General features: G+C 70.7%; 26 protein-coding genes. 20 read left to right on the top strand and 6 right to left on the bottom strand.

What is annotated here, in order from left to right; translation table 11 throughout:
- Window positions 1-8 precede the first annotated feature (8 nt).
- A complete protein-coding gene (locus IE248_RS23360; protein WP_037793608.1) occupies window positions 9-329 on the bottom strand; it encodes a ferredoxin in 321 nt (106 codons plus the stop codon).
- Between the two features lie 264 nt (window positions 330-593).
- Between IE248_RS23360 and arc the strand changes: the two genes are divergently transcribed.
- The 6 genes from arc (at window position 594) to prcA (ending at window position 6,752) form a co-directional block, all read left to right on the top strand.
- Window positions 594-2,360 (top strand): proteasome ATPase, encoded by a 1,767-nt coding sequence (arc, locus tag IE248_RS23355; RefSeq protein ID WP_008741919.1) that lies wholly within the window; start codon window positions 594-596, stop codon window positions 2,358-2,360.
- Between the two features lie 248 nt (window positions 2,361-2,608).
- Window positions 2,609-4,120, top strand: a complete 1,512-nt coding sequence (gene dop, locus IE248_RS23350) for a depupylase/deamidase Dop (protein WP_073774675.1) — start codon at window positions 2,609-2,611, stop codon at window positions 4,118-4,120.
- 190 nt (window positions 4,121-4,310) lie between these two features.
- On the top strand, window positions 4,311-4,523 hold the full coding sequence (locus IE248_RS23345) for a ubiquitin-like protein Pup (protein WP_030759619.1): 213 nt from the start codon (window positions 4,311-4,313) through the stop codon (window positions 4,521-4,523).
- A gap of 118 nt (window positions 4,524-4,641) precedes the next feature.
- A complete protein-coding gene (locus IE248_RS23340; protein ID WP_190031579.1) occupies window positions 4,642-5,154 on the top strand; it encodes an endonuclease VII domain-containing protein in 513 nt (170 codons plus the stop codon).
- Window positions 5,106-5,945 carry a proteasome subunit beta gene (gene prcB / locus IE248_RS23335; protein WP_008741915.1) on the top strand — a complete coding sequence of 280 codons (840 nt, stop codon included), beginning with the start codon at window positions 5,106-5,108 and terminating at the stop codon, window positions 5,943-5,945. Before IE248_RS23340 ends, prcB begins: the two co-directional genes overlap by 49 nt.
- Before the next feature lie 45 nt (window positions 5,946-5,990).
- Window positions 5,991-6,752, top strand: a complete 762-nt coding sequence (gene prcA, locus IE248_RS23330) for a proteasome subunit alpha (protein ID WP_008741914.1) — start codon at window positions 5,991-5,993, stop codon at window positions 6,750-6,752.
- Between the two features lie 77 nt (window positions 6,753-6,829).
- Here the strand turns inward: prcA and IE248_RS23325 are convergent, their stop codons facing one another.
- On the bottom strand, window positions 6,830-7,825 hold the full coding sequence (locus tag IE248_RS23325) for a LacI family DNA-binding transcriptional regulator (protein ID WP_190031578.1): 996 nt from the start codon (window positions 7,823-7,825) through the stop codon (window positions 6,830-6,832).
- Between the two features lie 135 nt (window positions 7,826-7,960).
- Here IE248_RS23325 and IE248_RS23320 point away from each other — a divergent pair, with 135 nt between their 5' ends.
- The 12 genes from IE248_RS23320 to IE248_RS23265 all read left to right on the top strand — a co-directional run bounded on the left by IE248_RS23320 (window position 7,961) and on the right by IE248_RS23265 (window position 20,425).
- Entirely contained in the window at window positions 7,961-9,208 is a 1,248-nt protein-coding gene (locus IE248_RS23320; protein ID WP_037799428.1) for an MFS transporter, read from the top strand.
- A gap of 177 nt (window positions 9,209-9,385) precedes the next feature.
- Window positions 9,386-10,747 carry a Pup--protein ligase gene (pafA, locus tag IE248_RS23315; protein ID WP_008741910.1) on the top strand — a complete coding sequence of 454 codons (1,362 nt, stop codon included), beginning with the start codon at window positions 9,386-9,388 and terminating at the stop codon, window positions 10,745-10,747.
- Between the two features lie 141 nt (window positions 10,748-10,888).
- Window positions 10,889-11,893: an FKBP-type peptidyl-prolyl cis-trans isomerase gene (locus IE248_RS23310; RefSeq protein WP_073774665.1), complete on the top strand. Its 1,005-nt coding sequence runs from the start codon at window positions 10,889-10,891 to the stop codon at window positions 11,891-11,893.
- 33 nt (window positions 11,894-11,926) lie between these two features.
- A complete protein-coding gene (locus IE248_RS23305; protein ID WP_037793602.1) occupies window positions 11,927-12,319 on the top strand; it encodes an FKBP-type peptidyl-prolyl cis-trans isomerase in 393 nt (130 codons plus the stop codon).
- A gap of 138 nt (window positions 12,320-12,457) precedes the next feature.
- Entirely contained in the window at window positions 12,458-13,414 is a 957-nt protein-coding gene (locus IE248_RS23300; protein ID WP_037793599.1) for a helix-turn-helix transcriptional regulator, read from the top strand.
- A 55-nt stretch (window positions 13,415-13,469) separates the two neighbouring features.
- On the top strand, window positions 13,470-14,438 hold the full coding sequence (locus tag IE248_RS23295) for a helix-turn-helix transcriptional regulator (protein WP_008741906.1): 969 nt from the start codon (window positions 13,470-13,472) through the stop codon (window positions 14,436-14,438).
- 93 nt (window positions 14,439-14,531) lie between these two features.
- Window positions 14,532-14,858, top strand: coding sequence for a hypothetical protein (locus IE248_RS23290; RefSeq protein ID WP_229895471.1), 327 nt, complete (start codon window positions 14,532-14,534; stop codon window positions 14,856-14,858).
- A 27-nt stretch (window positions 14,859-14,885) separates the two neighbouring features.
- Window positions 14,886-15,086 (top strand): hypothetical protein, encoded by a 201-nt coding sequence (locus IE248_RS23285; protein ID WP_008741904.1) that lies wholly within the window; start codon window positions 14,886-14,888, stop codon window positions 15,084-15,086.
- Window positions 15,087-15,251: 165 nt separating this feature from the next.
- Window positions 15,252-15,545, top strand: a complete 294-nt coding sequence (tatA, locus tag IE248_RS23280; RefSeq protein WP_037793597.1) for a Sec-independent protein translocase subunit TatA — start codon at window positions 15,252-15,254, stop codon at window positions 15,543-15,545.
- A 62-nt stretch (window positions 15,546-15,607) separates the two neighbouring features.
- Window positions 15,608-16,582, top strand: a complete 975-nt coding sequence (gene tatC, locus IE248_RS23275; protein WP_073774661.1) for a twin-arginine translocase subunit TatC — start codon at window positions 15,608-15,610, stop codon at window positions 16,580-16,582.
- Window positions 16,583-16,599: 17 nt separating this feature from the next.
- Entirely contained in the window at window positions 16,600-17,520 is a 921-nt protein-coding gene (locus tag IE248_RS23270; RefSeq protein WP_190031577.1) for a diacylglycerol kinase, read from the top strand.
- Window positions 17,521-17,590: 70 nt separating this feature from the next.
- Window positions 17,591-20,425 (top strand): DEAD/DEAH box helicase, encoded by a 2,835-nt coding sequence (locus IE248_RS23265; protein ID WP_037797260.1) that lies wholly within the window; start codon window positions 17,591-17,593, stop codon window positions 20,423-20,425.
- Here the strand turns inward: IE248_RS23265 and IE248_RS23260 are convergent.
- The 4 genes from IE248_RS23260 to IE248_RS23245 form a co-directional block, all read right to left on the bottom strand.
- Window positions 20,422-21,396, bottom strand: a complete 975-nt coding sequence (locus IE248_RS23260; protein WP_190031576.1) for a pseudouridine synthase — start codon at window positions 21,394-21,396, stop codon at window positions 20,422-20,424. The two genes, IE248_RS23265 and IE248_RS23260, sit on opposite strands and share 4 nt — an antisense overlap.
- Before the next feature lie 37 nt (window positions 21,397-21,433).
- A complete protein-coding gene (locus tag IE248_RS23255; RefSeq protein ID WP_229895470.1) occupies window positions 21,434-22,987 on the bottom strand; it encodes a serine hydrolase in 1,554 nt (517 codons plus the stop codon).
- 118 nt (window positions 22,988-23,105) lie between these two features.
- Window positions 23,106-23,939, bottom strand: a complete 834-nt coding sequence (locus tag IE248_RS23250; protein WP_100582381.1) for a siderophore-interacting protein — start codon at window positions 23,937-23,939, stop codon at window positions 23,106-23,108.
- 49 nt (window positions 23,940-23,988) lie between these two features.
- A complete protein-coding gene (locus IE248_RS23245; RefSeq protein WP_190031633.1) occupies window positions 23,989-24,894 on the bottom strand; it encodes a 5'-3' exonuclease in 906 nt (301 codons plus the stop codon).
- A 157-nt stretch (window positions 24,895-25,051) separates the two neighbouring features.
- Here IE248_RS23245 and IE248_RS23240 point away from each other — a divergent pair, with 157 nt between their 5' ends.
- Both IE248_RS23240 and IE248_RS23235 read left to right on the top strand, forming a co-directional pair.
- Entirely contained in the window at window positions 25,052-25,663 is a 612-nt protein-coding gene (locus IE248_RS23240) for a helix-turn-helix domain-containing protein (RefSeq protein ID WP_073795993.1), read from the top strand.
- An 8-nt stretch (window positions 25,664-25,671) separates the two neighbouring features.
- Window positions 25,672-26,406, top strand: a complete 735-nt coding sequence (locus IE248_RS23235; RefSeq protein WP_073795991.1) for a helical backbone metal receptor — start codon at window positions 25,672-25,674, stop codon at window positions 26,404-26,406.
- Window positions 26,407-26,478 lie beyond the last annotated feature (72 nt).

Raw genomic sequence — 26,478 nt, 5'->3', positions numbered from 1 at the left:
CAAGGCCATTACTCGGCGTCGGGACCGAAGACCTCGACCCTGTCCGAAACGCGCCTTACGTGAATACAGTCACCCGGGCATTCCTTGGCGGAGTCCACCACGTCCTGGAGCAGCGTCAGAGGAACCGGAGTGGTCGCCCCCGCCTCCACCAGAAGCTCGTCCTCGGGGCTCTTCACATAGGCCAGACCATCGATGTCCAGCTCGAACACCTCCGGGGCGTACTGCACGCAGATGCCGTCCCCGGTGCAGAGGTCCTGGTCGATCCAGACCTCAAGCGGCTCACCGGTCCCACCGGCGCCGCCCGTGGGAGCCTCCTGCTGCACGGTCATATCTCCTGCCGTTCCCTGCGCTGAGTGACCCGTCCCGGCCGCGACTCAAGGCAAGTCGCACGAGCGCTGACGGGTGTTGAACAGTTCGACCTTACAACCGCCTGCTTTCCGATGTTGATGGGTGGGTATTTCCTTGGCGTGAGGGAGTACGCAAGGGTGAAGATCGGACACACCTCTACCGTCTTTGTGATCTAGGGGTTTCAATCACCACCAGCCCAGGTAGGGTCAGGAAGCGTCCAGCTCCCCTTGGAGGAGGTGAGGACCGTGGCAGCCCACGACGACGACATCAACCGCGGCATCCGGCCCGGGCGAGGGTCTGAGGACCCCGCTGGCCAGGTTGCCTATCTCGAGCAGGAAATCGCCGTCCTGCGACGCAAGCTCGCCGACTCTCCGCGACACACGAGGATTCTCGAAGAGCGGATCGTCGAGCTCCAGACGAATCTGGCCGGCGTCTCCGCGCAAAACGAACGACTGGCGAATACCCTCCGTGAGGCCCGCGACCAGATCGTGGCCCTCAAGGAAGAAGTCGACCGGCTCGCACAGCCGCCGGCCGGTTTCGGTGTCTTTCTTCAGGCGAACGAGGACGGCACCGTCGACATCTTCACCGGCGGCCGAAAGCTCCGCGTGAACGTCAGCCCCAGCGTCGAGCCGGAAGACCTCCGGCGCGGCCAGGAGGTCATGCTCAACGAAGCGCTCAACGTGGTCGAGGCCATGGAGTACGAGCGGGCCGGGGACATCGTCACCCTCAAGGAAATCCTTGAAGACGGCGAGCGCGCCCTGGTCGTCGGGCACACCGACGAGGAAAGGGTGGTGAGGCTCGCCGAGCCGCTCCTGGACATCACCATCCGCCCCGGCGACGCCCTGCTGCTCGAACCCCGCTCCGGCTACGTCTACGAAGTGGTCCCCAAGAGCGAGGTCGAGGAACTCGTCCTCGAAGAGGTCCCGGACATCGACTACGACAAGATCGGCGGCCTGGGCGACCAGATCGAGCTGATCCGCGACGCCGTCGAGCTCCCCTACCTCTACCCCGACCTCTTCAAGGAACACGAACTGCGGCCCCCGAAGGGCATCCTGCTCTACGGCCCGCCCGGATGCGGCAAGACGCTCATCGCCAAGGCCGTCGCCAACTCCCTTGCCAAGAAGGTCGCCGAGGTCACCGGCCAGCCCGCCGGGAAGTCCTACTTCCTGAACATCAAGGGCCCCGAACTCCTCAACAAGTACGTCGGCGAGACCGAGCGCCACATCCGCCTCGTCTTCCAGCGCGCCCGGGAGAAGGCCAGCGAGGGCACCCCCGTCATCGTCTTCTTCGACGAGATGGAATCCCTCTTCCGCACCCGCGGATCCGGAGTCAGCTCGGACGTGGAGAACACCATCGTCCCCCAGCTGCTCGCCGAGATCGACGGCGTGGAAGGCCTGGAGAACGTCATCGTCATCGGCGCCTCCAACCGCGAGGACATGATCGACCCGGCCATCCTGCGCCCCGGCCGGCTCGACGTGAAGATCAAGATCGAGCGCCCGGACGCCGAGGCGGCGAAGGACATCTTCGCCAAGTACCTCAAGGCCTCGCTGCCCCTCCACTCGGACGACCTGTCCGAACACCAGGGCTCCACGGCCGGCACCGTCCACAGCATGATCCAGACGGTCGTCGAGCAGATGTACGCCGAAACCGAGGAAAACCGCTTCCTCGAGGTCACGTACGCCAACGGCGACAAGGAAGTCCTCTACTTCAAGGACTTCAACTCGGGCGCGATGATCCAGAACATCGTCGACCGTGCCAAGAAGATGGCCATCAAGGCCTTCCTCGAACACAACCAGAAGGGCCTGCGCGTCTCCCACCTCCTCCAGGCTTGCGTGGACGAGTTCAAGGAGAACGAGGACCTGCCCAACACCACCAACCCCGACGACTGGGCCCGAATCTCCGGAAAGAAGGGCGAGCGGATCGTATTCATCCGAACCCTCGTCACCGGAAAGCAAGGCGCAGACACCGGACGCTCCATCGACACGGTGGCAAACACCGGTCAGTACCTCTGACAAAGCGGGGCGGCTGCGGATGCCCTCACAGGGCACCCGCAGCCGACTGCTTTACCGACCGCATTTCAGCCGGAGACGGGAAAAGTCAATGACTGAAATGATCTCCCCACCAGCGCGGAGTGGTTCTAGGCTCTTCCGTACCGCCGGTCGCGCAGTGCGGGGACGGGCACCGCACAGCACGCACCGGAGCACCAGCGGTACTTGAGCGCCGCTCCCGAACGGGAGCGCCGCCGGGCAAGGAGGGCCGCATGACCGTACGGCGAGTAATGGGGATCGAGACGGAGTACGGGATCTCCGTCCCCGGGCACCCGAACGCCAATGCCATGCTCACCTCGTCCCAGATCGTCAACGCCTACGCGGCGGCGATGCACCGGGCGCGACGCGCCCGCTGGGACTTCGAGGAGGAGAATCCGCTGCGGGACGCCCGCGGCTTCGACCTCGCCCGCGAGGCCGCCGACAACAGCCAGCTCACCGACGAGGACATCGGCCTCGCCAACGTCATCCTCACCAACGGCGCACGGCTCTACGTCGACCACGCGCACCCCGAGTACAGCTCGCCGGAGATCACCAATCCGCTCGACGCCGTGCTCTGGGACAAGGCCGGCGAACGGATCATGGCCGAGGCGGCCGTCCGCGCCGCCCAGCTGCCCGGCGCCCAGCCGATCCACCTCTACAAGAACAACACCGACAACAAGGGCGCCTCCTACGGCACGCACGAGAACTACCTGATGAAGCGGGAAACCCCCTTCTCGGAGATCGTGCGCCACCTGACCCCCTTCTTCGTCTCGCGCCAGGTCGTCACCGGAGCGGGCCGCATCGGCATCGGACAGGACGGACGCGAGCACGGCTTCCAGATCAGCCAGCGCGCCGACTACTTCGAGGTCGAGGTCGGCCTGGAGACCACCCTCAAGCGCCCCATCATCAACACCCGCGACGAACCCCACTCCGACGCCGAGAAGTACCGCCGGCTCCACGTGATCATCGGCGACGCCAACCTCTCCGAGATCTCGACGTACCTGAAGCTCGGCACGACGGCGCTGGTCCTCTCCATGATCGAAGACCAGTTCATCAGCGTGGACCTCGCCGTGGACCAGCCGGTGCGCACCCTGCACCAGGTCTCCCACGACCCCGACCTGCACCACCTGATCACGCTCCGCAGCGGTCGCACGCTGACCGCCGTACAACTCCAGATGGAGTACTTCGAGCTGGCCAGGAAGTACGTGGACGAGCGCTTCGGGGCCGACGCGGACGACCAGACCAAGGACGTCCTCGCCCGGTGGGAGGACGTGCTGGGCCGGCTGGAGAGCGACCCGATGAGCCTTTCGGGGGAGCTGGACTGGATCGCGAAGCGGGAGATCCTGGAGGGCTACCGCCGGCGGGACGGCCTGGACTGGGACGCGGCGCGGCTGCACCTGGTCGACCTCCAGTACGCGGACGTACGGCCCGAGAAGGGGCTGTACAACCGTCTGGTGGCCCGCGGCAAGATGAAGCGGCTGGTGGACGAGGCGGCGGTCGAGCGGGCCGTGAGCAAGCCTCCGGAGGACACAAGGGCGTACTTCCGGGGCCGGTGCCTGGAGCAGTACGCGGACGACGTGGCGGCGGCCTCGTGGGACTCGGTGATCTTCGACCTCCCGGGCCGCGACTCGCTCCAGCGGGTGCCGACGCTGGAGCCGCTGCGGGGCACCCGCAACCACGTGAAGGAGCTCCTGGACCGCTGCCGCACGGCGGAGGACCTGGTCCGGGTCCTGTCCGGAAACTGAGCCCATTCCGAATCCCGGGCGGGGGCTGAAAAGGCCCCGGTCCGGGAATCATGAAGACACCCGCGTTGTGAAAGTGCGGGGACGAATGCCGGACCCTCCTTGTAGGGTCCGGCGTAGGGTCTGATCTTGGGAGATCCCGAACCCGGGGTCTCTCGACATGAGCGTGCGAACCGAGCGGGGTGAGGTAGACATGGCGACCAAGGACACCGGCGGCGGACAGCAGAAGGCGACGCGCTCGACCGAGGAGGTCGAGGAGACGACCGCCGAGGCGAGCTCCGACCTCAAGGAACGACAGGAAAAGCTCTCCGACGACGTCGACTCCGTCCTCGATGAAATCGATGATGTGCTCGAGGAAAACGCCGAGGATTTCGTGCGCTCCTTCGTTCAGAAGGGTGGCGAGTGATTCTGCCTTCGAATCGAAGGTGATAGCTCGCTGGGGAGGGTGAGTGTCGGGGGCGGAGAAGCAGTGTCCGCGATGTGGCTTACTCAAGCCGCTTGAGGCGTTCGCCTCAAACAAGGCCATGCGTGACGGCCTGCAGTGCTACTGCAGGCCGTGCGCAGCCGAATATCACCAGCAGCGCCAGAAAGCCAAGGGGAAGAATGTGCGTCCCCGTGTCGAAGCCCCCGCAGGGCACAAGTACTGCCGGCGGTGCGGGGAGATTAAACCTCACACCGAATGGGATCGGAACAAGACGGCGTCGGACGGCTTGTCGACATGCTGCAAGGCGTGCCGGGCCATCGAAAGCCGGGTGGGACATCTCAAGCGCGCGTACGGCATGACAGAAGCTGAGCGGGACGAAATGATTGCAGCTCAGGGCGGGCTTTGTTGTATCTGCCTGAAGGCTCCGGCCGTGCATGTGGATCATTGCCACGAGACGGGTATGGTCCGAGGCGTACTGTGCTTCAACTGCAACTCGGCCATCGGCAAGTTGGGAGACGATCCCGACACTCTGCGTCGGGCCATCTCATACCTGGAGGGACACGCGTGGAAGCCAACAATCGTGGCACAGGGCGTCTACCGGCAGCCTTCCTGACGCCGGGGTCCTCGTCCTTCATGGACTTCCTCGGGGCGCACTCGCCCGAGCTACTGCCGGGGAACCGGAAGCTGCCCGAGGGTGTCATCGAGGCGCCGCACGGGACGACCATCGTCGCCACCACCTTCCCCGGCGGGGTCGTGCTCGCCGGTGACCGGCGGGCGACCATGGGGAACATGATCGCGCAGCGGGACATCGAGAAGGTGTTCCCCGCCGACGAGTACTCCGCGGTGGGAATCGCCGGTACGGCCGGCCTGGCCGTGGAGATGGTGAAGCTGTTCCAGCTGGAGCTGGAGCACTTCGAGAAGGTGGAGGGGGCGACGCTGAGCCTGGAGGGCAAGGCGAACCGGCTGTCCACCATGATCCGGAGCAATCTCGGGATGGCGATGCAGGGGCTGGCGGTCGTGCCGCTGTTCGCCGGCTGGGACGAGGGCAAGGAGAAGGGCCGGATCTTCTCCTACGACGTGACCGGCGGCCGCTCCGAGGAGCACGGCTTCGCCGCCACCGGTTCCGGCTCGATCTTCGCGCGCGGCTCCATGAAGAAGCTCTACCGTCCCGACCTGACGGAGGAGCAGGCCACCACCCTGGTCGTGCAGGCGCTGTACGACGCGGCCGACGACGACTCGGCGACCGGTGGCCCGGACCTCTACCGCCACATCTACCCGATCGTCACCGTCATTACGGACGAGGGATTCCGCAGGCTCAGCGACGAGGAGTCGCAGGAGCTCGCCCGGACGGTCACCAACCGTCGCCTGGAGCAGCCGGACGGCCCGCGCGCCGCCCTGCTCTGACCATCCGTCGCCCTGTAGGCCCCAGAAGAAAGGGACGGACAGCCGGTGTCGACTCCGTTCTACGTCTCACCCCAGCAGGCCATGGCCGACCGGGCGGAATACGCCCGGAAGGGCATCGCCCGCGGTCGCAGCCTTGTCGTGCTGCAGTATGCCGACGGCATCGTGTTCGTCGGCGAGAACCCGTCCCGCGCCCTGCACAAGTTCAGCGAGATCTACGACCGGATCGGCTTCGCGGCCGCCGGCAAGTACAACGAGTACGAGAACCTGCGGATCGGTGGTGTGCGCTACGCGGATCTGCGCGGATACACCTACGACCGTGACGATGTGACGGCCCGTGGGCTGGCGAACGTGTACGCGCAGACGCTGGGCACGATCTTCTCCAGCGCGGGCGAGAAGCCGTACGAGGTGGAGCTGGTGGTGGCGGAGGTCGGTACGACCGCCGCGGGTGACCAGATCTACCGGCTGCCGCACGACGGTTCGATCGTGGACGAGCACGGCTCGGTCGCGGTGGGCGGGAACGCGGAGCAGATCAGTACGTTCCTTGATCAGCGGCACCAGGACGGGATGACCCTGTCCGAGGCGCTGAAGCTGGCGGTGCAGGCGCTGTCGAGCCAGGCGAACGGTGCGGACAAGGCGATTCCGGCGGAGCGGCTGGAGGTCGCGGTGCTGGACCGGACGCGGGCGCAGCAGCGGAAGTTCAAGCGGATCCGTGGGCGGCAGCTGGCGCGGTTGCTGGAGGCGGATGTTCCGGCGGCGGCTCAGGCGGATGCCGTGTCGAATGACGAAGAGCCCGAGGATTCCGAGTAGGTCGTCGTACGGGGAGTGCCCCGGCCTGTCCCTGTGGGGGCGGGTCGGGGCCTTTTCGCGTTTTGGGGGGCCGGGTCTCAGGCGGGTGCGGGGCCGGTGGAGTCGCGGACGACGAGGTGGACGGGGATGTCGGGGGCGGTCCAGGGGGTGCCGTCGAGGACGGAGAGGAGGGCGGTCATGCCCTGTTCTCCGACGCGTTCGGCGGGGAGGTGGACGGTGGTGAGTTCGGGGTCGACGGCGGTGGCGAGGGCGAGGTCGTCGAAGCCGGTGACGGAGAGGTCTTCGGGGATGCGCAGGCCGAGGCGGCGGGCGGCCTTGCAGGCGCCGGCGGCGAGGATGTCGTCGTCGCAGACGATGGCGGTGGGGCGGTCGTGGGGGACCGTCAGGGCCCTCTCGGTGGCCGTACGGGCGCCGTCCACGGTGAGGGTGGACCGGGTGGTGCGCAGTTCGGCGTGGGGGCCGAGGAGGGCTGCCAGGGCTTCGGCGCGGATGTCGAAGGTCCAGGTGTCGACGGCGGAGGCGAGGTGGAGGACGCGTCGGTGGCCGAGGCCGAGGAGGTGTTCGGCGGTCTGGCGCATGCCGTCGGCCATGGCGAGGTTGACGTGGGCGGCGGCGCGGCCGGCGGTGGGGTCGCTGTCGAGCATGACGAGGGGGAGGCCGGCGCCGCCGATGGCGTCGAGGGCGCCTGCGGCCATGGAGGAGGCGATGACTCCGTCGAGGGCGGCGCGGGCGGAGGCGAAGGGGTCGCGGGCGGGGCCGGTGCCGTCGGGGGAGGGGTAGAGGACGACGCCGAAGCCGTGTTCGGCGGCGATGCGGGCGGCGCCGGTGTAGACGCGGGCGAAGAATTCGTTGGTGAGGGCGGGGACGACGAGGAGGGCGGTGCGGGTGCTGCCGAGGCGGAGGTTGCGGGCGGCGAGGTTGGGGCGGTAGCCGAGGCGGGTGGCGGCTTCGCGGACGAGGGCGGCGGTGCGTTCGGAGACGCGGCCGCGCCATTTGTCGCCGAGGACGAGGGAGACGGTGGCCTGGGAGACTCCGGCGGCGGTGGCGACGTCGCGGCTGGTGGGTCTCGTCACAGGGGGCTCCTGAAGTGCGAGGTCGCGGGGTGGGGCGGGGTGTGCGGGGTGGACCCCCGTGTTGCGGACATGGTACGTATGACGAGTCAAGTTATACGTATTACCCCGGTGGGATCCGGGCAGAAGGGGGCGGACATGGCCGCGGGATACGCGGAACTGCTCAGGACCCGGCACGCCGCGAGGCTGCTGGTGGGCACGCTGATCGGCCGGCTGCCGAACGGCACCGCGCCGATCGCGATCGTGCTGTTCACTCGGGCCGAGGGCGGCAGCTACAGCCTCGCGGGGGCGCTGGCCGCCGCGTACGGGGTGGCCAACGCGGTGGGTCAGCCGCTGCTGGGGCGGGCCGTGGACCTGTACGGGCAGCCGCGGGTGCAGCTGCCGGCGGCGCTGGTCTCGGCGCTGGGCATGGTGTGGCTGGCGCTGTCGGGCACCGGGTCGGTCGCGGTGGCGTACGCGGCCGTGGTGATCGCGGGGCTGTTCACGCCGCCGCTGGAGGGCGGGCTGCGGGCGCTGTGGCCGAGCGTGCTGGGCGGCCGTGAGGAGCGGGTGCACCAGGCGTACGCGATGGACGCGGTGGCGCAGGAGGTCATGTTCACGGTGGGCCCGCTGCTGGTGACGCTGTTCGTCGCGGTGTGGTCGCCGGCCGGGGCGCTGCTGGCGCTGAACGCGATCGGGGTGCTGGGCGCGCTGTCGGTGGTGGTTTCGGAGCCTTCGCGGGCGTGGCGGTCGGCGCCGCGCGAGGCGCACTGGCTGGGGGCGCTGCGTTCGCGGGGTCTGCTGGCGCTGCTGGGGGCGTTCTTCTTCGTGGGGACGGCGCTGGGTTCGATCACGGTGGCGGGGGTGGCGTACGCCGATGACCACGGGGGTCAGGCGGTGTACGGGTGGCTGATGGCGGCGCTGGGTCTGGGCGCGCTGGTCGGCGGTGTGGCGTACGGCGCCCGGCAGTGGGCGGGGGCGCCGGAGCGGCGGCTGCGGCTGCTGGTGGCGTTGCTGGCGGTGTGTTATCTGCCGCTGATGCTGGTGCCGGGGCCGGTGGCGATGACGGCGCTGGCGGCGCTGGCGGGGGTGTTCCTGGCTCCGGCGATCGCGTGCGCGTTCATCGTGGTGGACCGGCACGCTCCGGCGGGCACGGTGACGGAGGCGTTCTCCTGGCTGGTGACGTTCTTCGGGGTGGGTGCGGCGATCGGTACGGCGGCTGCGGGGCCCGCGGTGGAACTGGGCGGTACGGCGGCGGGCTTCGGGGTGGCGAGTGTCGGCGGGGCGGCGGCGCTGCTGGTCCTGATGGCCACTCAGCGGGTGCTGGCGGTGGCGGCCGCGGGGCGGGCGGTGGCGGGTTCCGGTGCGGCGCCCGCGCCGGCGGATGTCCCCGCGGGTCAGGGCTGAGGCGGGGGAGGGGTTTTCGGCGGGGGGCCGGCCGGGTATGCACAGGTGTCGAACCGTGCGTGTCGCGGCGGCTTTCCGGTGCTGTTCCGGCGGGTTCTCGCCTGCTCGTGGGGAATCTGATCGAACCGCGCCCGCGAACCCGGTTTCAGAAGAGGGCAGAAGGCGTAATGTTCAGTCATGGACCGCCGCATTTTCGGGCTGGAGAACGAGTACGGCGTCACGTGCACGTTCAGGGGACAGCGCCGACTGTCTCCTGACGAAGTGGCGCGCTACCTCTTCCGCCGTGTTGTGTCATGGGGCCGCAGCAGCAATGTCTTCCTGCGGAACGGCGCCCGCCTCTACCTCGACGTGGGTTCGCATCCGGAATACGCGACACCGGAATGCGACAACCTGACCGAACTGGTCACTCACGACAAGGCCGGCGAGCGCATTCTCGAAGGCCTGCTCGTCGACGCCGAACGCCGCCTGCACGAGGAGGGAATCGCGGGCGACGTCTACCTCTTCAAGAACAACACCGACTCGGCGGGCAATTCGTACGGCTGCCACGAGAACTACCTCGTGGCGCGGCACGGAGAATTCTCCCGCCTGGCGGACATCCTCATTCCGTTCCTTGTCACGCGGCAGCTGATCTGCGGCGCGGGCAAGGTGCTGCAGACTCCGCGGGGCGCGGTCTACTGCGTCAGCCAGCGGGCGGAGCACATCTGGGAGGGCGTCAGCTCGGCGACGACCCGGTCCCGGCCGATCATCAACACGCGGGACGAGCCGCATGCGGACGCGGAGCGCTACCGGCGTCTGCACGTGATCGTCGGCGACTCGAACATGTCCGAGACGACCATGCTGCTGAAGGTCGGTGCCACCGACCTGGTGCTGCGCATGATCGAGGCGGGCACGGTGATGCGGGACCTGACCCTGGAGAACCCGATCCGGGCGATCCGTGAGGTCAGTCACGACATCACGGGCCAGCGCAAGGTGCGTCTCGCCAGTGGCCGGGAGGCCTCGGCGCTGGAGATCCAGCGGGAGTACTACGACAAGGCGGTGGACTTCGCCGAGCGCCGGGGCATCCGTACGGGTGTCGTGGACCAGGTGCTGGAGCTGTGGGGCCGTACCCTCGACTCGATCGAGTCGGAGGACCTGGACCGGATCGGCACGGAGATCGACTGGGTCATGAAGTACCAGCTGATCGAGCGGTACCGGGCCAAGCACGACATGACGATGTCGAATCCGCGGGTCGCCCAGATAGACCTCGCCTATCACGACATCCACCGCCGGCGCGGTCTGTACTACCTGCTGGAGCGCAAGGGGCAGGCGGCGCGGATCTGCAACGACCTGAAGATCTTCGAGGGCAAATCGGTGCCCCCGCAGACGACCCGGGCGCGGTTGCGCGGTGACTTCATCCGCCGGGCGCAGGAGCAGCGCCGGGACTTCACGGTGGACTGGGTGCACCTGAAGCTGAATGACCAGGCGCAGCGCACGGTGCTGTGCAAGGACCCGTTCCGGTCGGTGGACGACCGGGTGGAGAAGCTCATCGCCGGCATGTGATGCCGCGTCGGGCCGTGGTGTGGAAGGGCCCCGTGCACGGTGGTGTACGGGGCTTTTCGCACGCCACGGCCTTGTCGGTGAGGGGGTTGGCCGTAGAGTGGGCCGCTAGGACGGACCATTCCAGCGACCCTGAGGACCACTGTGCGACGCCGACTTGCTGCCGCGCTCATCGTGCCGGCTCTGATGCTCACCGCGGCCTGCGGAGGGGGCGACGACTCCGGGAAGAAGAAGGACGCGTCCCCGTCGGCCAGCCCCTCCCAGCCCGACGTGCCGAAGGCGGTCGCGTCCGCCGACCCGATGCCGACGGTGAAGGGCGAGGTGGGCCAGAAGGCGGAGATCACCGCGCCGAAGGGCGAGCCGAGCGGCAAGTTCGTGGTGAACACGCTCAAGGAGGGCACGGGCCCCGAGGTCAAGAAGGACGATCTCGTCGTCACGAAGTACACGGGCAAGATCTGGAAGGACGGCAAGGAGCTGGCCGGGTCCTACGACAAGGACGGCTCGCCGCTCGTCGTCCCGGCCGGTTCGCCGACGATCGTCCCGATGTTCAGCGAGGCGGTGCTGGGCAAGAAGATCGGCAGCCGGGTGCTGGTCGTCGCGCCGCCGGCGGCCGCGTTCGGTGCGCAGGGCCAGCCGCAGCTGGGTGTCGGCCCGACCGACAACCTGATCTTCGTCCTGGACCTGGACTCGGTCATGCCGAAGAAGGCCGAGGGCACGCAGGCGCCGATCCCGTCGGAGCTGCCGCAGGTGAAGGCGGACAAGGACGAGGCCGCCACGATCACGGTCCCGAAGAACGACCCTCCGAAGGAGCTGGTCGACAAGGTCCTGATCGAGGGCAAGGGCCCGGAGGTCAAGAACGGCCAGACCGTGTACATGCAGTACAGCGGCGCGGCGTGGGCGCCGAACCAGGGCAAGGACGCGGCGAAGCTGTTCGACACGTCCTGGAAGACCGGCGCCCCGTTCTCGACGAAGATCGGTGAGGGTCAGGTCATCGAGGGTTGGGACAAGGGCCTGGTGGGCAAGAAGGTCGGCAGCCGCGTGCTGCTGGTGATCCCGCCGGGGCAGGCGTACAAGGACCAGGCCAAGGGTGAGGACCTGCCGGCCAACTCCACCCTGGTGTTCGTCGTCGACATCGTCGGAGCAGTGTAAGACTGTTCCGTTCCACTTGACCGGTTCGTACGTATGAGGAGCAGTTCCGTGAGCGACAAGCTCGAAAAGCCCGAGATCGACTTCCCCGAGGGCCCGGTTCCCGCCGACCTCGTGATCGAGGACATCTGGCTGGGCGACGGCGCCGAGGCCAAGGCCGGTTCCAAGGTCTCCGTCCACTACGTGGGCGTGGCCTTCTCCACCGGCGAGGAGTTCGACGCCTCCTGGAACCGCGGCTCCGCGCTGCAGTTCCAGCTCGGTGTCGGCCAGGTCATCGCCGGCTGGGACAAGGGTGTCCAGGGCATGAAGGTCGGCGGCCGCCGCAAGCTGACGATCCCCGCGCACCTCGCCTACGGCGACCGCGGCGCGGGCAACGCGATCGCCCCGGGCGAGACGCTGATCTTCGTCTGCGACCTGATGGCGGCCTGACCGTCGCGCTGTGACAGCCGTGGGGCCCCTGCCGTGAGGCGGGGGCCCTCGCTTTTGTCCCCGACCGCCGGGGCGGTACGGTCAACGGTCACGAGTGTGTCCATTCGGGTGTACGTCGAGAAGGGCGGAAGGGCGTCGATGGCGATTGCCAAGGCCGAGCGGCTGATGAATCTGGCGCTGTGTCTGCTGGGGACCCGCCGGCCGCTCAGCAAGCGGGAGCTGCGCGGCTCCATCGAGGCCTACCTGGAAGCCGGCAACGACGAGTCCTTCAACCGCATGTTCGAGCGGGACAAGGACGACCTGCGCGAACTGGGCCTGGTCATCGAGACGGTGGAGAACCTGGACGGCGAGACCGGCTACCTGGCGCGCCGGGACAGCAACCGGCTGCCGCCCGTCTCGCTGGACGCCGAGGAGGCCGCGGCCCTGGGGCTGGCGGCCAAGGTCTGGCAGCAGGCCCGGCTGGCGGGCGCGGCCAGCGGCGCCCTGCAGAAGCTGCGCGCGGGCGGGATGCCGGAGGCGGGGGACCCGTACGAGGGCCAGCACAGTGCCATCGAGCCGCGCATCCCGGTCCACGAGGCGGCGTTCGAGCCGCTGATGCTGGCCTGCCGGGACCGCCGGCCAGTGGTGTTCGACTACCGCAAGTCCACGGCCGCGCGGCCGGAGGCGCGGCAGGTCGAGCCGTGGGCGCTGGAGTGCTGGCGCGGCCACTGGTACCTGGCCGGGTTCGACCGCGACCGCGGGGCGGAGCGGGTGTTCCGGCTCTCCCGGATCACCGGCAAGGTCCGCTCGCGGGCGGCGAAGTACACCGCCGAGGTCCCGGACGTGGTGACCGTACGGGAGACCGTGGCGAGCTGGGCCGGGGAGGGCGCGGACCGCTCCGCGCTGATCCGGCTGCGCGCCGGGGCGGGGTACCCGCTGCGGGCCAAGGCCACCGCCGTGCGCGAGTGCGGGGACGGCTGGGACGAGCTGGAGATCCCGTACGGGCACGGGCTGGACGCCTGGCTGGTGGAGTTCGGGCCGGACGTGGTGGTCCTGGAGCCGGCCGGTCTGCGGGCGGACGTGGTCGACCGGCTGCGCGCCGTCGCCAAGGGCTGACCCGACCGACCGCGCAAGATCCGTTAGTTACGCCCTGAGGGGGAGACGTACCAGCATGGCCGCGAACGCCATTGACCAGACCCGCCGGATGCTGTCCTTGGTGACCTATCTGCGCGAGCGGCCCGGGGCGCACGTCGCCGACGTGGCGCGCGCCTTCGGGATCACCGAGGACGAGCTGATCTCGGACCTCGACGTGCTGCCCATGTGCGGGACCAGCTTCCGCGGCGGTGACCTGCTCGACATCGACACCGACGGGGAGCGCATCTGGTGGCGCAACCCCGACGCCTCGGGGGAGTCCACCGCGGAGCCGCTGCGGCTGGCGGCCGACGAGGCGACCGCGCTGCTGGTGGCCGCCCGCGCGGTGGCGACGCTGCCCGGGCTGCGCGAGAGCGACCGGGACGCGCTGCTGCGGGCGACCGCGAAGCTGGAGGCGGCCGCCGGGGAGGCGGCCGGGGCCAGCTCCCGGCTGTCGGTGACCTTCGAGGCCGAGGGCGGGGTCTTCGCGGACGTGGACCGGGCCATCTCGGAGCGGCGGCGGCTGTGGCTGCGCTACTACTCGCCCGCGCGCGACGAGCTCACCGAGCGCACCGTCGACCCGATCCGGCTGTTCACCGTGGGTCACACGTACCTGGAGGGGTGGTGCCACCTCTCCGAGGCGCGGCGCACCTTCCGCCTGGACCGGGTGGCTGAAATCCGGCTGCTCGACGAGCGGGCCGAGCCGCCCGCGATCGAGCCGCGCGACCTGTCCGAGGGGCTGGTCCAGCCGGCCGCCGAGGACCCGGAGGTCGTGGTCGAGGTGGGCCCCGGCGGCCGCTGGGTCGCCGAGTACTACCCCCACGACAGCGCGGAGGAGCTCGCGGAGGGCGGCCTGCGGATCACGCTGCGCAGCCCGGACCCGGCCTCGCTGCGCCGGCTCGCGCTGCGGCTGGGCCGGGAGGGGCGGATCGTGGCGCCGGTGGAGCTGGCGGACGCTGCCCGGCAGGCGGCGCGCGAGGCGCTCGCCGGGTACGGGGAACAGGTCTGAGCCCTTGCCGTGGGCGGCCGCCGGCCGCGCGGCGGGGCGGACACGAAGAGCTGGGCTGGTTACGGAGAGCTGGGCCGAGGGGAGCGCCGAGTGATGTCGCCGACGGACGGGACGCCGGGGCTGACGGCCGCCAGGGGGGCGGCCGGCAGCGGGACCGCGGACCGGGGTGCGGCCGGCCGGGGCGCGGCCGGTGCGGGGCAGCCGGCGGGGCCCGTCACCTTCAAGGCGGGCTGTCCCGACTGCCGGGGCCGCTTCGAGCTCGCGGCGGGCGCGCTGCGCCTGGTGATCGGCGGCAGCAGGCGCACCACGTTCTACTCCTTCACCTGTCCCGAGTGCGGGGTGGCTGTCCGGAAACCGGCGGGTGAGCGGATCGTGGAACTGCTGACCGGTGGCGGCGTGAGCACCCTGCGCAGCGTCTGAGGGGGCCGGTGGCCTAGGCTCGGTCCCATGCTCTGGCCGATGCTCGCAATTGCCCTCGGGTTCCTGGGGGTCGCCGTCCTCTCCGTCCTGGCCCTGCGGGTCTGGCTGGAGGTGCGGAGGCTGTCCGGACAGGTCGCCGACGCCAGCCGCCGGATCACCGACGCCTCCGGTGACCTGGAGCGCGCCGCGGCCGATCTGGCGCGGGCGGGCAACGCCGTACGACCGTAGAAACCGCAAGGCCGGGGCCGTACGCTCGAACCCCTGCGGTACCCGAGGGGATTGCCGGACGTTAACCCCTGGGGGTTACGATCCTTTGCAAGGCGGTCACAGGATCACCATCCCCGGCCGCCGCCGCCTCCACAACCAGCCGTTTCGGTGAGAAGGAAGACACACATGATCGGCAATCTGAAGCCCCTTGAGATCCTTCTGATCATCGCTGTCATCGTGCTGCTGTTCGGCGCCAAGAAGCTCCCCGAGATGGCCCGCTCCCTGGGCAAGTCGGCGCGCATCCTCAAGAGCGAGGCCAAGGCGATGAAGAAGGACGGCGAGGCGGAGGACGCCGCCGCCGCTCCGGTCGCCGACCAGGCCCCGCAGCAGCCCGTCGCCCCGCGCACCATCCAGGCCGCGCCCGGTGACGTGACCAGCTCGCGGCCCGTCAGCGAGCCGAACCGCACCACCCAGGGCTGACCCCGGCCCGGCCACACGGCCGAGGTCACGCCAGTCATCTGCAACGAGACAAGGGACGTGGGTTGCTCAAGTCTGCCCGCAAGCAGGGGAAGCAGGACCAGAAGGTCCAGAAGGTGAAGGACGCCGAAGGGCGTATGCCTCTGGTCGAACACCTGCGTGAGCTGCGTAACCGCCTGCTGAAGTCGGTCCTGGCGATCGTGGTGATCACCGTCGTCGCGGCCTACTACTACAGGCCGATCATCGACTTCCTGCTGGAGCCGATGCTCTCCTCGGTCGGCTGTACCCCCGGCGCGACCCTCCAGCGCAACGGCGCGCCCTGCGCCGAGATGACGACGAACGGCCTGACCGCGCCCTTCTCCATCGCGCTCAAGGTCGGACTCTCCGCGGGCGTCGTGTTCTCCGCCCCGGTCTGGCTGTACCAGCTGTGGGCCTTCGCCGCCCCCGGCCTGCACAAGAACGAGAAGAAGTACGCGCTGAGCTTCGTCGCGGTCGGCGCTCCGCTGTTCCTCGCCGGCGCGGTGCTCGCGTACAAGATCCTGCCGCAGACCGCGGAGATCCTCCTCGGCTTCACCCCCGACCACGTCAAGAACCTGCTCCCGGTCGACGACTACCTCGACCTGGTCACGCGCATGGTCGTGGTCTTCGGCCTCGCGTTCGAGCTGCCGCTGATGCTGGTCCTGCTGAACTTCACGGGAGTGCTCAGCGCCAAGCGGCTGGGCAGCTGGTGGCGGGCCATGGTCCTCGGCATCACGATCTTCGCGGCCTTCGCCACCCCGACCGGCGACCCGCTCACCATGCTGACGCTGGCCTCCCCGATCGTCGCCCTGTACTTCCTGGCCCTCGGGATCTGTCTGCTCAACGACCGCCGTCGCAGCCGTGCCAACCCCGACGCCGGTCTCGACGACGACGAGGCCTCCGACCTGGACCTCACCCCCGCGCCGATCGGCGGCGTCGAATCCGTACCGGCCCCGAACGCGCTGCCCGGACAGGACGACGGCGGGCGCCAGCGGATCAACGGTTACGACGACGCGACCTGACCGGTAGATTCCGGCGGGTGAGCGCTGAGATCACCCTCTTCGTCAATCCCACCGCGGGACGCGGCCGGGGCGCGCGGGTCGCGCAGCCGGCCGCTTCCGCGCTCCGGGCCGCCGGCTTCTGCGTGCGGACCGTCTCCGGCGCGGACGCCGGGGACGCGCTGGCCCAGCTGCGCACCGCCGTCCGCGAGGGGACCGGCGCGGTGCTCGCCGTCGGCGGCGACGGGATGGTCTCCCTCGCCCTCCAGGCCCTCGCGGGCACGCTGGTGCCGCTCGGCGTGATCGCCGTGGGCACCGGGAACGACTTCGCGCGGGCCATGGGGCTGCCCGTACGGGATCCCGAGCAGGCCGGGCGGCTGGCCGGCGAGGCCCTCAAGGAGGGCCGGATCCGGGAGATCGACCTGGGCCGCGTCAACCGGGCCGAGGGGGCCGAGGGGACCGGCTCCGGGACCTGGTACGGGACGGTGCTGTGCTCCGGCTTCGACTCGCGCGTCAACGACCGGGGCAACCGGATGCGGCTGCCCGCGGGGCGCTTCAAGTACGACCTCGCCATGATCGCGGAGCTGGCCGCCTTCCGCCCCTTCCCGTACCGGATCACCCTGGACGACGGCCCCGTCATCGAGACCGAGGCCACGCTGGTGGCGGTGGGCAACGGATCCTCGTACGGCGGCGGCATGCGCATCTGCGCGGACGCGGTGCCCGACGACGGGCTCTTCGACATCACGGTGGTCGGCGACTGCACCCGCGCCACCCTCCTGCGGGTGTTCCCGCGCGTCTACCGGGGCACCCACCTCAGCCACCCGAAGGTGACCGTCCACCGGGCCCGGAAGGTGACGCTGGAGGCGGCCGGGAGCACCGCCTACGCGGACGGCGAGCCGATGGGGCCGCTGCCCGTGACCGCCGAGTGCGTACCCGCCGCCCTGAGGCTTCTGATGCCCTGATTCGGGGTAAAGGCCTCCTGAATAAAGATCGCGACTGTTGTCAGAGGCGGCGGGTAGGCTCGACTACAAGATGACCGAAGAACTCTCACCCGCCGAGCGGTACGCCGCTGCCCGGATCCGCGCCGCGGAAGAGGCCTCTGCCCTGGCCCCCTTCCGCGAGATGTACGAATTCGACCTGGACCCGTACCAGGTCGAGGCCTGCAAGGCACTGGAGGCCGGCAAGGGCGTGCTGGTCGCCGCCCCGACGGGCTCGGGCAAGACCATCGTCGGCGAGTTCGCCGTGCACCTGGCGCTCGCGCAGGGCCGCAAGTGCTTCTACACGACGCCGATCAAGGCCCTGTCGAACCAGAAGTTCGCCGACCTCGTCAAGCGCTACGGCGCCGACAAGGTGGGCCTGCTGACCGGCGACAACAGCGTCAACGGGGACGCGCCCGTGGTCGTCATGACCACCGAGGTGCTCCGCAACATGCTGTACGCGGGCTCCCAGGCGCTGCGCGGCCTCGGCTACGTCGTGATGGACGAGGTGCACTACCTCTCCGACCGCTTCCGCGGCGCCGTCTGGGAGGAAGTGATCATCCACCTCCCCGAGTCGGTGACCCTGGTGTCCCTCTCGGCCACCGTGTCCAACGCGGAGGAGTTCGGCGACTGGCTGGACACCGTCCGCGGCGACACCGACGTGATCGTCTCCGAGGAGCGGCCCGTACCGCTGTGGCAGCACGTCATGGCCGGCCGGCGGGTGTACGACCTCTTCGAGGAGGAGTCCGACCACGGCGGCCGCGGCTCCGCGCGCCGGGAGGTCAACCCCGATCTGCTGCGCATGGCGCGCGAGGAGAACAGCCGCACGTACAACCCGAAGGACCGGCGGCGCGGCAAGATGGTCCGCGAGGCCGACCGCGAGCGCGAGCGGCGCTCGCGCAGCCGGATCTGGACGCCGAGCCGTCCCGAGGTGATCGCCCGCCTCGACAACGACGACCTGCTGCCCGCCATCAACTTCATCTTCAGCCGCGCCGGTTGCGAGGCCGCCGTCCAGCAGTGCCTGTACGCGGGCCTGCGGCTCAACAACGAGGAAGCGCGCCTGAAGGTGCGCGGCATCGTAGAGGAGCGGACCGCCTCCATCCCCACCGAGGACCTGCACGTCCTCGGGTACTACGAATGGCTCGAAGGCCTGGAGCGGGGCATCGCCGCGCACCACGCCGGCATGCTGCCGACCTTCAAGGAGGTCGTGGAGGAGCTCTTCGTCCGGGGCCTGGTCAAGGCCGTGTTCGCGACCGAGACGCTGGCGCTCGGCATCAACATGCCCGCGCGCACGGTGATCCTGGAGAAGCTGGTCAAGTGGAACGGCGAGCAGCACGCCGACATCACCCCCGGCGAGTACACGCAGCTGACCGGCCGGGCCGGGCGGCGCGGCATCGACGTCGAGGGCCACGCGGTGGTCCTGTGGCAGCGCGGCATGGACCCGGTGGGTCTGGCCGGGCTCGCCGGTACCCGTACGTATCCGCTGCGCTCCAGCTTCAAGCCCTCGTACAACATGGCCGTCAACCTGGTCCAGATGTTCGGGCGGCACCGTTCGCGCGAGCTGCTGGAGACCTCCTTCGCGCAGTTCCAGGCCGACCGCTCGGTCGTCGGGATCTCCAAGCAGGTGCAGCGCAACGAGGAGGGCCTGGAGGGCTACGAGCAGGGCATGACCTGCCACCTCGGGGACTTCGCTGAGTACGCGCGGCTGCGCCGCGACCTCAAGGACCGCGAGACCGATCTGGCGAAGCAGGGCGCGGCGCAGCGCCGGGCGCAGGCGGCCGGTTCGCTGGAGCGGCTCAAGCCGGGCGACATCATCCACGTGCCGACCGGCAAGTTCGCCGGGCTGGCGCTGGTGCTGGATCCGGGCATGCCGGCGGGGCGGGTCAACGGGCACCGCGGCCAGGAGTACACCGAGGGCCCGCGCCCGCTGGTGCTCACCGCGGAGCGGCAGGTCAAGCGGCTCGCCGCGATCGACTTCCCGGTTCCGGTCGAGGCCATCGAGCGGATGCGGATCCCCAAGACCTTCAACCAGCGCTCGCCGCAGTCGCGCCGGGACCTGGCGTCCCAACTGCGCGCCAAGGCCGGGCACATAGCGCCGGACCGGCACAAGCGCGGCAGGGCGGCCGCGGCCGACGACCGTGAGATCGCCAGGCTGCGGGCCGAGCTGCGGGCGCACCCCTGCCACGGGTGCGACGAGCGCGAGGACCACGCCCGCTGGGCGGAGCGCTACCACCGCCTCAAGCGGGACACCCAGCAGCTGGAGCGGCGCATCGAGGGCCGGACGAACACCATCGCCCGCACCTTCGACCGGATCCACGCGCTGCTCACCGAGCTCGACTACCTGCGCGAGGACGAGGTCACCGAGCACGGCAAGCGGCTCGCCCGGCTGTACGGGGAGCTCGACCTGCTGGCGTCGGAGTGCCTGCGCGAGCGGGTCTGGGAGGGCCTGAGCCCGGCCGAACTGGCCTCCTGCGTCTCGGCGTTGGTGTTCGAGGCGCGGCAGTCCGACGACGCGGCCGCGCCGAAGGTGCCGAACGGGGCCGCGAAGGTGGCGCTGGGCGAGATGGTCCGGATCTGGGGCCGCCTCGACGCGCTGGAGGAGGAGCACCGCATCAACCAGGCGGAGGGCGTGGGCCAGCGCGAGCCGGACCTCGGCTTCGCGTGGGCGGCGTACCAGTGGGCCTCCGACAAGGGCCTGGACGAGGTGCTGCGCGAGGCGGAGATGCCGGCCGGTGACTTCGTGCGCTGGTGCAAGCAGGTCATCGACGTACTCGGGCAGATCGCCGCGGCCGCGCCGCCGTCCTCGACGGGCAGCACGGTCGCGAAGAACGCCCGCAAGGCCGTCGACTCGCTGCTGCGCGGTGTGGTGGCCTACAGCTCCGTCGGCTAGGCCGTCCCTTCCGGCCGGGGGCCGGCGTCCCAGGCGGTGGGGTCTTCCCACGCCTCCAGGGTGCGCCGGCTCTCCAGGCGGTGGGCGATCCCGGTGACCGGGTCGGTGAACTCCAGGACCCGGGCGAGCAGTTGCAGCGGCCGGCGGTAGTCCAGCGGGTCCGGGTCGGTGACCTTCGGGTAGACGGGGTCCCCGAGGATGGGCAGCCCCAGGCTGTTCATGTGCACCCGCAGCTGGTGGGTGCGGCCGGTGTGCGGGGTCAGCCGGTAGCGGCCCGTGTCCCCCTTCGACTCGGCGAGTTCGACCAGCGTCTCGGCGTTCGGCTCGCCGCCCGGGATCTCGGCCGCCGCGATGACGCCGCGGGTCTTCTCGATCCGGCTGTGCAGGGTGCGCGGGAGGGCGAGCGCCGGATCCAGCGGCGCGAGGGCCTCGTACTGCTTCCCGACCCGCCGGTTCTGGAAGAGCAGCTGGTACGCGCCGCGGTCCTCGGGGCGGATGCTGAACATGACCAGGCCGGCCGTCAGCCGGTCGAGCCGGTGCGCGGGGCTGAGGGCGGGCAGATCCAGCTCGTCGCGGAGCCGGGCCAGCGCGGTCTGGGTGACGTGGCTGCCGCGCGGGGTCGTCGCCAGGAAGTGCGGCTTGTCCGCGACGAGGAGGTGCTCGTCGCGGTAGACGACGCCGATGGGGAAGGGCACCGCCGGCTCGGGCGGCATGTCCCGGTGGAACCACAGGTAGCTGCCCGGCTCGTACGGGTCCTCCGGGCGCAGCACGCGGCCTCCCACCCCGAGGACCCGGCCGGCGCGGAGCAGGCCGGGCATGGTCTCGGCGCCGCGGGTGCCGGCGTAGCGGTCGGTGAGGTAGGCGCCGAGGTCCGGCCAGAGCCCGTCCGGGTCGGAGGGCAGCCGCAGCCGGACCGGGTCGATGCCGGCGACCTGGGGGAGCGGCGCGGGGGGTAGGGGTCTGCGTCTCATCGGGGTCCAGCGTAGGCGCCCCGGCGGGGGCGGCTTCCTACTGCCGGGTGAAGGTGCCCAGGTGGTTCGCGTCCAGGTACTCGACGCGGACCGTGCCGTCGGCGAAGGTGACGCCGGTGCGGCCGACCGCGTTCTCGCCGGCGGTCTCGAAGCTGAAGACGTCGCCGTCGTAGTGGGTGAGGGGGAACTTCAGGGGCTTGGGGCCGAGGGAGAGGGTCAGGCCGCTGCCGTCCGGGTTCGCCGCCACGGTGAGCTTGCCGTAGTACGGGTTGTCGTACGTTCCGGTGTACGCCGAGTCGTTCCTCGCGGGCTTGGCGCCCGCGGGCGGGTGCGCGTAGTCGGTGGGGGAGCGGCCCGCGTCGAGTGCCTGCGCGTACAGCGCCGAGGCGACCGCGAGCCAGTCGGTGGAGGCCCGGCCGTGCTCGGCGACGTCGAAGAAGTCGAGGGCGACGGCGTCGGCGAGGCCGACGGGGGCGCCGTTGGTGAGGACGATGATGCCGAGCTGTTCCAGGGGGAGCATCGTGACGTTGGTGTTGGCGCCGAGTTCGAAGGCCCCGGAGTGGCTCAGGCGGAGGCGGCCGGCGTCGTCGTAGGAGACGTTCCAGCCGAGCCCGTAGAAGCCGGTGTGCTCGCCGGTGGCGGTGGTGGGCGGCTGCGAGAGGATCTGCGGCTGGTGGGTGCGGTCGAGGGTGCCGGCGGGGACGATGCGCTTGCCGTCGAGGACGCCGTTGCCGAGCTGGAGCCGCAGCCAGCGCGACATGTCGCGGGCGGTGGAACTGACGCCGCCGGCGGGCGACTGGGCGTCGGGGTCGCGGACGTAGCGGGGGCTCCAGGTGCCGTCGGGGTTCTTCACGTGGGTGGCGGCGTGGTCGGGGGCGTCGCGGAACGCGGAGAACTCGGTGCTGGTGCGGGTCATGCCGGCGGGCTTGAAGAGGGTGTCCGCGGACAGCTTCTGCCAGCTGGTGCCCCGGGCGGCGGCGATGGCCTCGGCGGCGGCGGTGAAGCCGAAGTTGGTGTACGCGTAGCTGATGCGGAACGGGTCGAGGGGCTCCAGGCGGAGGTGGTCGAGGATGTACGACTGGTCGTAGCCGAGGTCTTCGAGGAGGTCCCCGGCGTGGTCGGGGAGGCCGCTGCGGTGGGAGAAGAGGTCGGCGGTGGCGACGTGGTCGCTGACCCAGGGGTCCTTCAGCGCGAAGCCGGGGAGGGGGACGTGCTTGTCCCAGTCGGCGGGGTCGGAAAGGGTGCCGGCGACGACGGTGGAGGAGACGGGCTTGGAGAGCGAGGCGATCTGGAAGACGGTGTCGGGGTCGACCTTGCCGCTCTCACCGGTCCTTCGGAGGCCGAAGCCCTTGAGGTAGAGGACCTTGTCGTTGTGGACGACGGCCACGGAGGCGCCGGGGACGCCGGTCGTCCGCATCATGGCGGCGACGGTGCCGTCGAGGCGGGCCACGGCCTTCTCGACGGCGGCGTCGGTGATCTGGGGCCGCGGGGGTGGGGGCGGGGTGGGGGCGGCGGTCGTCGTCGCCGTTGCCGTCCCGGCGGCCAGCGCGACGAGCACCCCGGTGGCGGTGAGCACGCGCGGCGTACGCATGCCGCCATTGTCCTGCCGGACGCCGCACCCCGCCCCCCGAACGCCGACGCGGCCCTGCCCCGCCCCCCGCGCCTCAATCGCCGGCGGGGCTGGGTTCGGCCGCCGCCGGACCGCCAGGTCAGGCGGCGCGTTCTTGTTCGGCTTCTACCGTGGCGTTCCAGTCGCGCTTGATCGCGCGCCAGCCCTCGTCGGTTTCGCCCAGGCGCCAGTAGCCCGAGATCGACAGGCGTTCGCGGGGGACGCCGCGTTCCATGCGGAGGTGGCGGCGGAGGTCCTTCACGAAGCCCGCCTCGCCGTGGACGAAGGCGTGGACGTCCTTCGAGGGGAACTCCAGCGAGGTGATCGCCTCCACCAGGGCCTCGCCGACCGGGCGCCCGGCGCGGTGGAGCCAGACCGGGACGACCCCGTCCGGCGTGGCGACCTTCTGCTCGTCCTGCGGGCCCTCGACCTCCACGAACGCCCGCACGTCCGCGCCGACCGGCATCCGCTCCATCGCCGCGGCGATCGCCGGCAGGGCGCTCTCGTCGCCGACCAGGAGGTGCCAGCCCGCCGTCGGGTCCGGGGCGTACGCGCCGCCCGGGCCGAGGAAACGTACCGTCTCGCCCGGCTGGACCCGCGCGGCCCAGGGGCCGGCCAGGCCCTCGTCCCCGTGGACCACGAAGTCGAGGGTCAGCTCGTGGTGCGCGGCGTCCCACGCCCGCACGGTGTACGCGCGCTGGCGCGGCCACTCGTCGCGCGGGTGGGAGGAACGAATCGCCTCCAGGTCCCAGGGAGAGGCGTACGTGACGCCCTCCGGCGGGAACAGGAGCTTGATGTAGTGGTCGGTGAACTCGCCCGCGTCGAAATCGGCCAGTCCGTCACCGCCCAGCACCACGCGCACCATGTGCGGTGTCAGCCGCTCGGTGCGTACTACGACGGCTGTGCCGACCGTGCGGGCGCGTCCTTCTGCCACGGCGTCTCCCCTGACTCCATTGGTACTTAGGATTACCTAAGTTAGCACCTCAGGGAAGTAGCGCGCTGCTCAGACGCGACACCGCTCCGCCCAACCCCCACCGGTGCGCCAGCGCGTCCACGAGATCGGGCTGCGCCGCGACCCTCGGCAGAGCGGGGTCGAAATCCGGAAGCGGAACGTCCGAAGCGACCTTGACGACCTTCGGCGCCACGGCCAGATACGGCCGCGATTCGTCCAGCCGCTTACGCTGCGTAGCCGTCAGCCGGGACCGCGGGTCGTCGATCGCCGCGATGATTCCGGCCAGGTTCCCGTACGCGTCGAGCAGCTTCGCCGCCGTCTTCTCGCCGATCCCGGGAACCCCGGGCAGGCCGTCGCTCGGGTCCCCGCGCAGCAGCGCCAGATCCGCGTACCCGGGGCCGTCCACCCCGTACTTCTCGCGCAGCCACGCCTCGTCCGTCACCTGGAGCGTGCCCACCCCCTTGAGCGGGTACAGCACGCGCCGCTCCCGGGCGTCGTCGACCAGCTGGTAGAGGTCCCGGTCGCCGGTGACGATGTCCACCGGGCCGCTCGCGCGGTCCGTCAGCGTGCCGATCACGTCGTCCGCCTCGTATCCGGCGACCCCCACCCGCGCGATCCCGAACGCGTCCAGCGCCGCCTCGATGATGGGCACCTGCGGGGCCAGGGTGTCGGGGGTGTCCTCCAGGTCGGGGCCGGTCTCCGTCTCCACCGCGACCCGGTGGGCCTTGTACGAGGGGATCAGCTCCACCCGCCACTGCGGCCTCCAGTCGGCGTCCATGCACGCCACCAGATCGTCCGGGCGGTGGTCCTGGACCAGTCGCCCGATGAAGTCGAGCAGCCCGCGCACGGCGTTGACGGGGGTGCCGTCCGGGGCCTTCACGGAGTCCGGCACACCGAAGTACGCGCGGTAGTAGAGGGAGGCGGTGTCAAGGAGCATCAGGCGTCGTGTCGTCACGGTGACGATGATGCCGCAGCCGCACCACGAGGCGCTGACTCCGGCCAGCGAGGCCGAGCGCGCGAAACCGGAGGCGGTTGCTGCGTATGGTGCTTACAGCAGACCTACGTGCGACGGACAAGGGGAGGGCAGCCCCGAGATGAACGACAGGGACGGCGCGGACGACAAGGAGCGGGACAAGGACGCGAAAGAACCGCTCCGGGTGGGTGTCGCCGTGCGCAAGCGGCGGCGCGCCCTCCACCTGACGCTCGCCGCGGTGTCGGCGCGCAGCGGTCTTTCGGTGCCCTTCCTGAGCCAGATAGAGAACGAGCGGGCCCGGCCGAGCATGCGTTCCCTGGAGCGGGTCGCCGACGCCCTGGAGACCACGGCCGTCGAGCTGCTGGCCGCCTCCGACACCGCGCGCACGGTGGACCTCGTACGCGCCGGGGACGACTCCGGGCTCGAACCCGTTCCCGGTGTCCGTCCCCTCGTACGGGGGCACCACCAGCTGCACGCACTGGAGTTCACCGGGGACCAGGACGCCGGCCGCGAGTACCAGCACCGCAACGACGAGCTGATGTACGTGGTCTCGGGCGCCTGCCAGGTGGAGGCCGAGGGGCGCGCGTACCGGCTGGAGAGCGGGGACGCGCTGTTCCTGTCGGGCGGCGTACGGCACCGCTGGCGGGCCGTCACCGAGGACACCCGGTTCCTGGTCGTGGCGGTCGGCGAGCACATCCACGCGACCTCCGAGCCGCCCTCGCCGGGGCAGTGAGCCGGCCGGTGCGGCCCGACCGGAAGAGAGTCGTCTCGCTGGTCCCGTCGCTGACGGAGGCGGTGGCGGTGAGTGCGCCCGGGCTGCTGGTCGGGGTCACCGACTGGTGCACGCACCCCGCGCCGGAGCTGGCGGGGGTGGCGCGGATCGGGGGCACGAAGAATCCCGACGTACGGGCGATCGCGGAGCTGCGCCCCGACCTGGTGATCGCCAATGAGGAGGAGAACCGGGCCCCGGACCTCGCGCAGCTGCGGGCGGCCGGGGTGGAGGTGCTGGTCACCGAGGTACGGGGACTGCCGCAGGCGCTGCGCGAGCTGGACCGGGTACTGGTGGGGGCCCTGGGGCTGGCGCGGCCGGGGTGGCTGGCGGACGCGGAGAGCGCGTGGGCCCGGGTGGAACCGGATGCGGAGCGGCGGGCGTTCGTGCCGATCTGGCGGCGCCCCTGGATGGTGCTCGGCCGGGACACCTTCGCCGGGGACCTGCTGGCGCGGCTGGGCGTGCGCAACGTCTACGCCGGGCACGCGGAGCGGTACCCGAAGGTGGCGGTGGCGGAGCTGGCGGCGGCGGGCTGCGATCTGGTGGTGCTGCCGGACGAGCCGTACCGCTTCACGGCCGAGGACGGGCCGGAGGCCTTCCCGGGACTCCCGGCGGCGCTGGTCAGCGGCCGGCACCTGACCTGGTACGGCCCCTCGCTCGCGCAGGCCCCGGCGGTGCTGTCGCGGGCCCTGCGGGAGGCGGGCTGAGGCAGGCCCGCGCCCGGCACCCCCGTAGGAGCCCGGGGCGCGCGGGCCGGTGGTGCGGTGGGGCGGCGGGGC

Origin of the sequence: Streptomyces goshikiensis, assembly GCF_014650555.1 — a bacterium.
GTDB lineage: Bacteria > Actinomycetota > Actinomycetes > Streptomycetales > Streptomycetaceae > Streptomyces > Streptomyces goshikiensis.
This window is presented reverse-complemented; position numbering and strand designations above follow the sequence as displayed.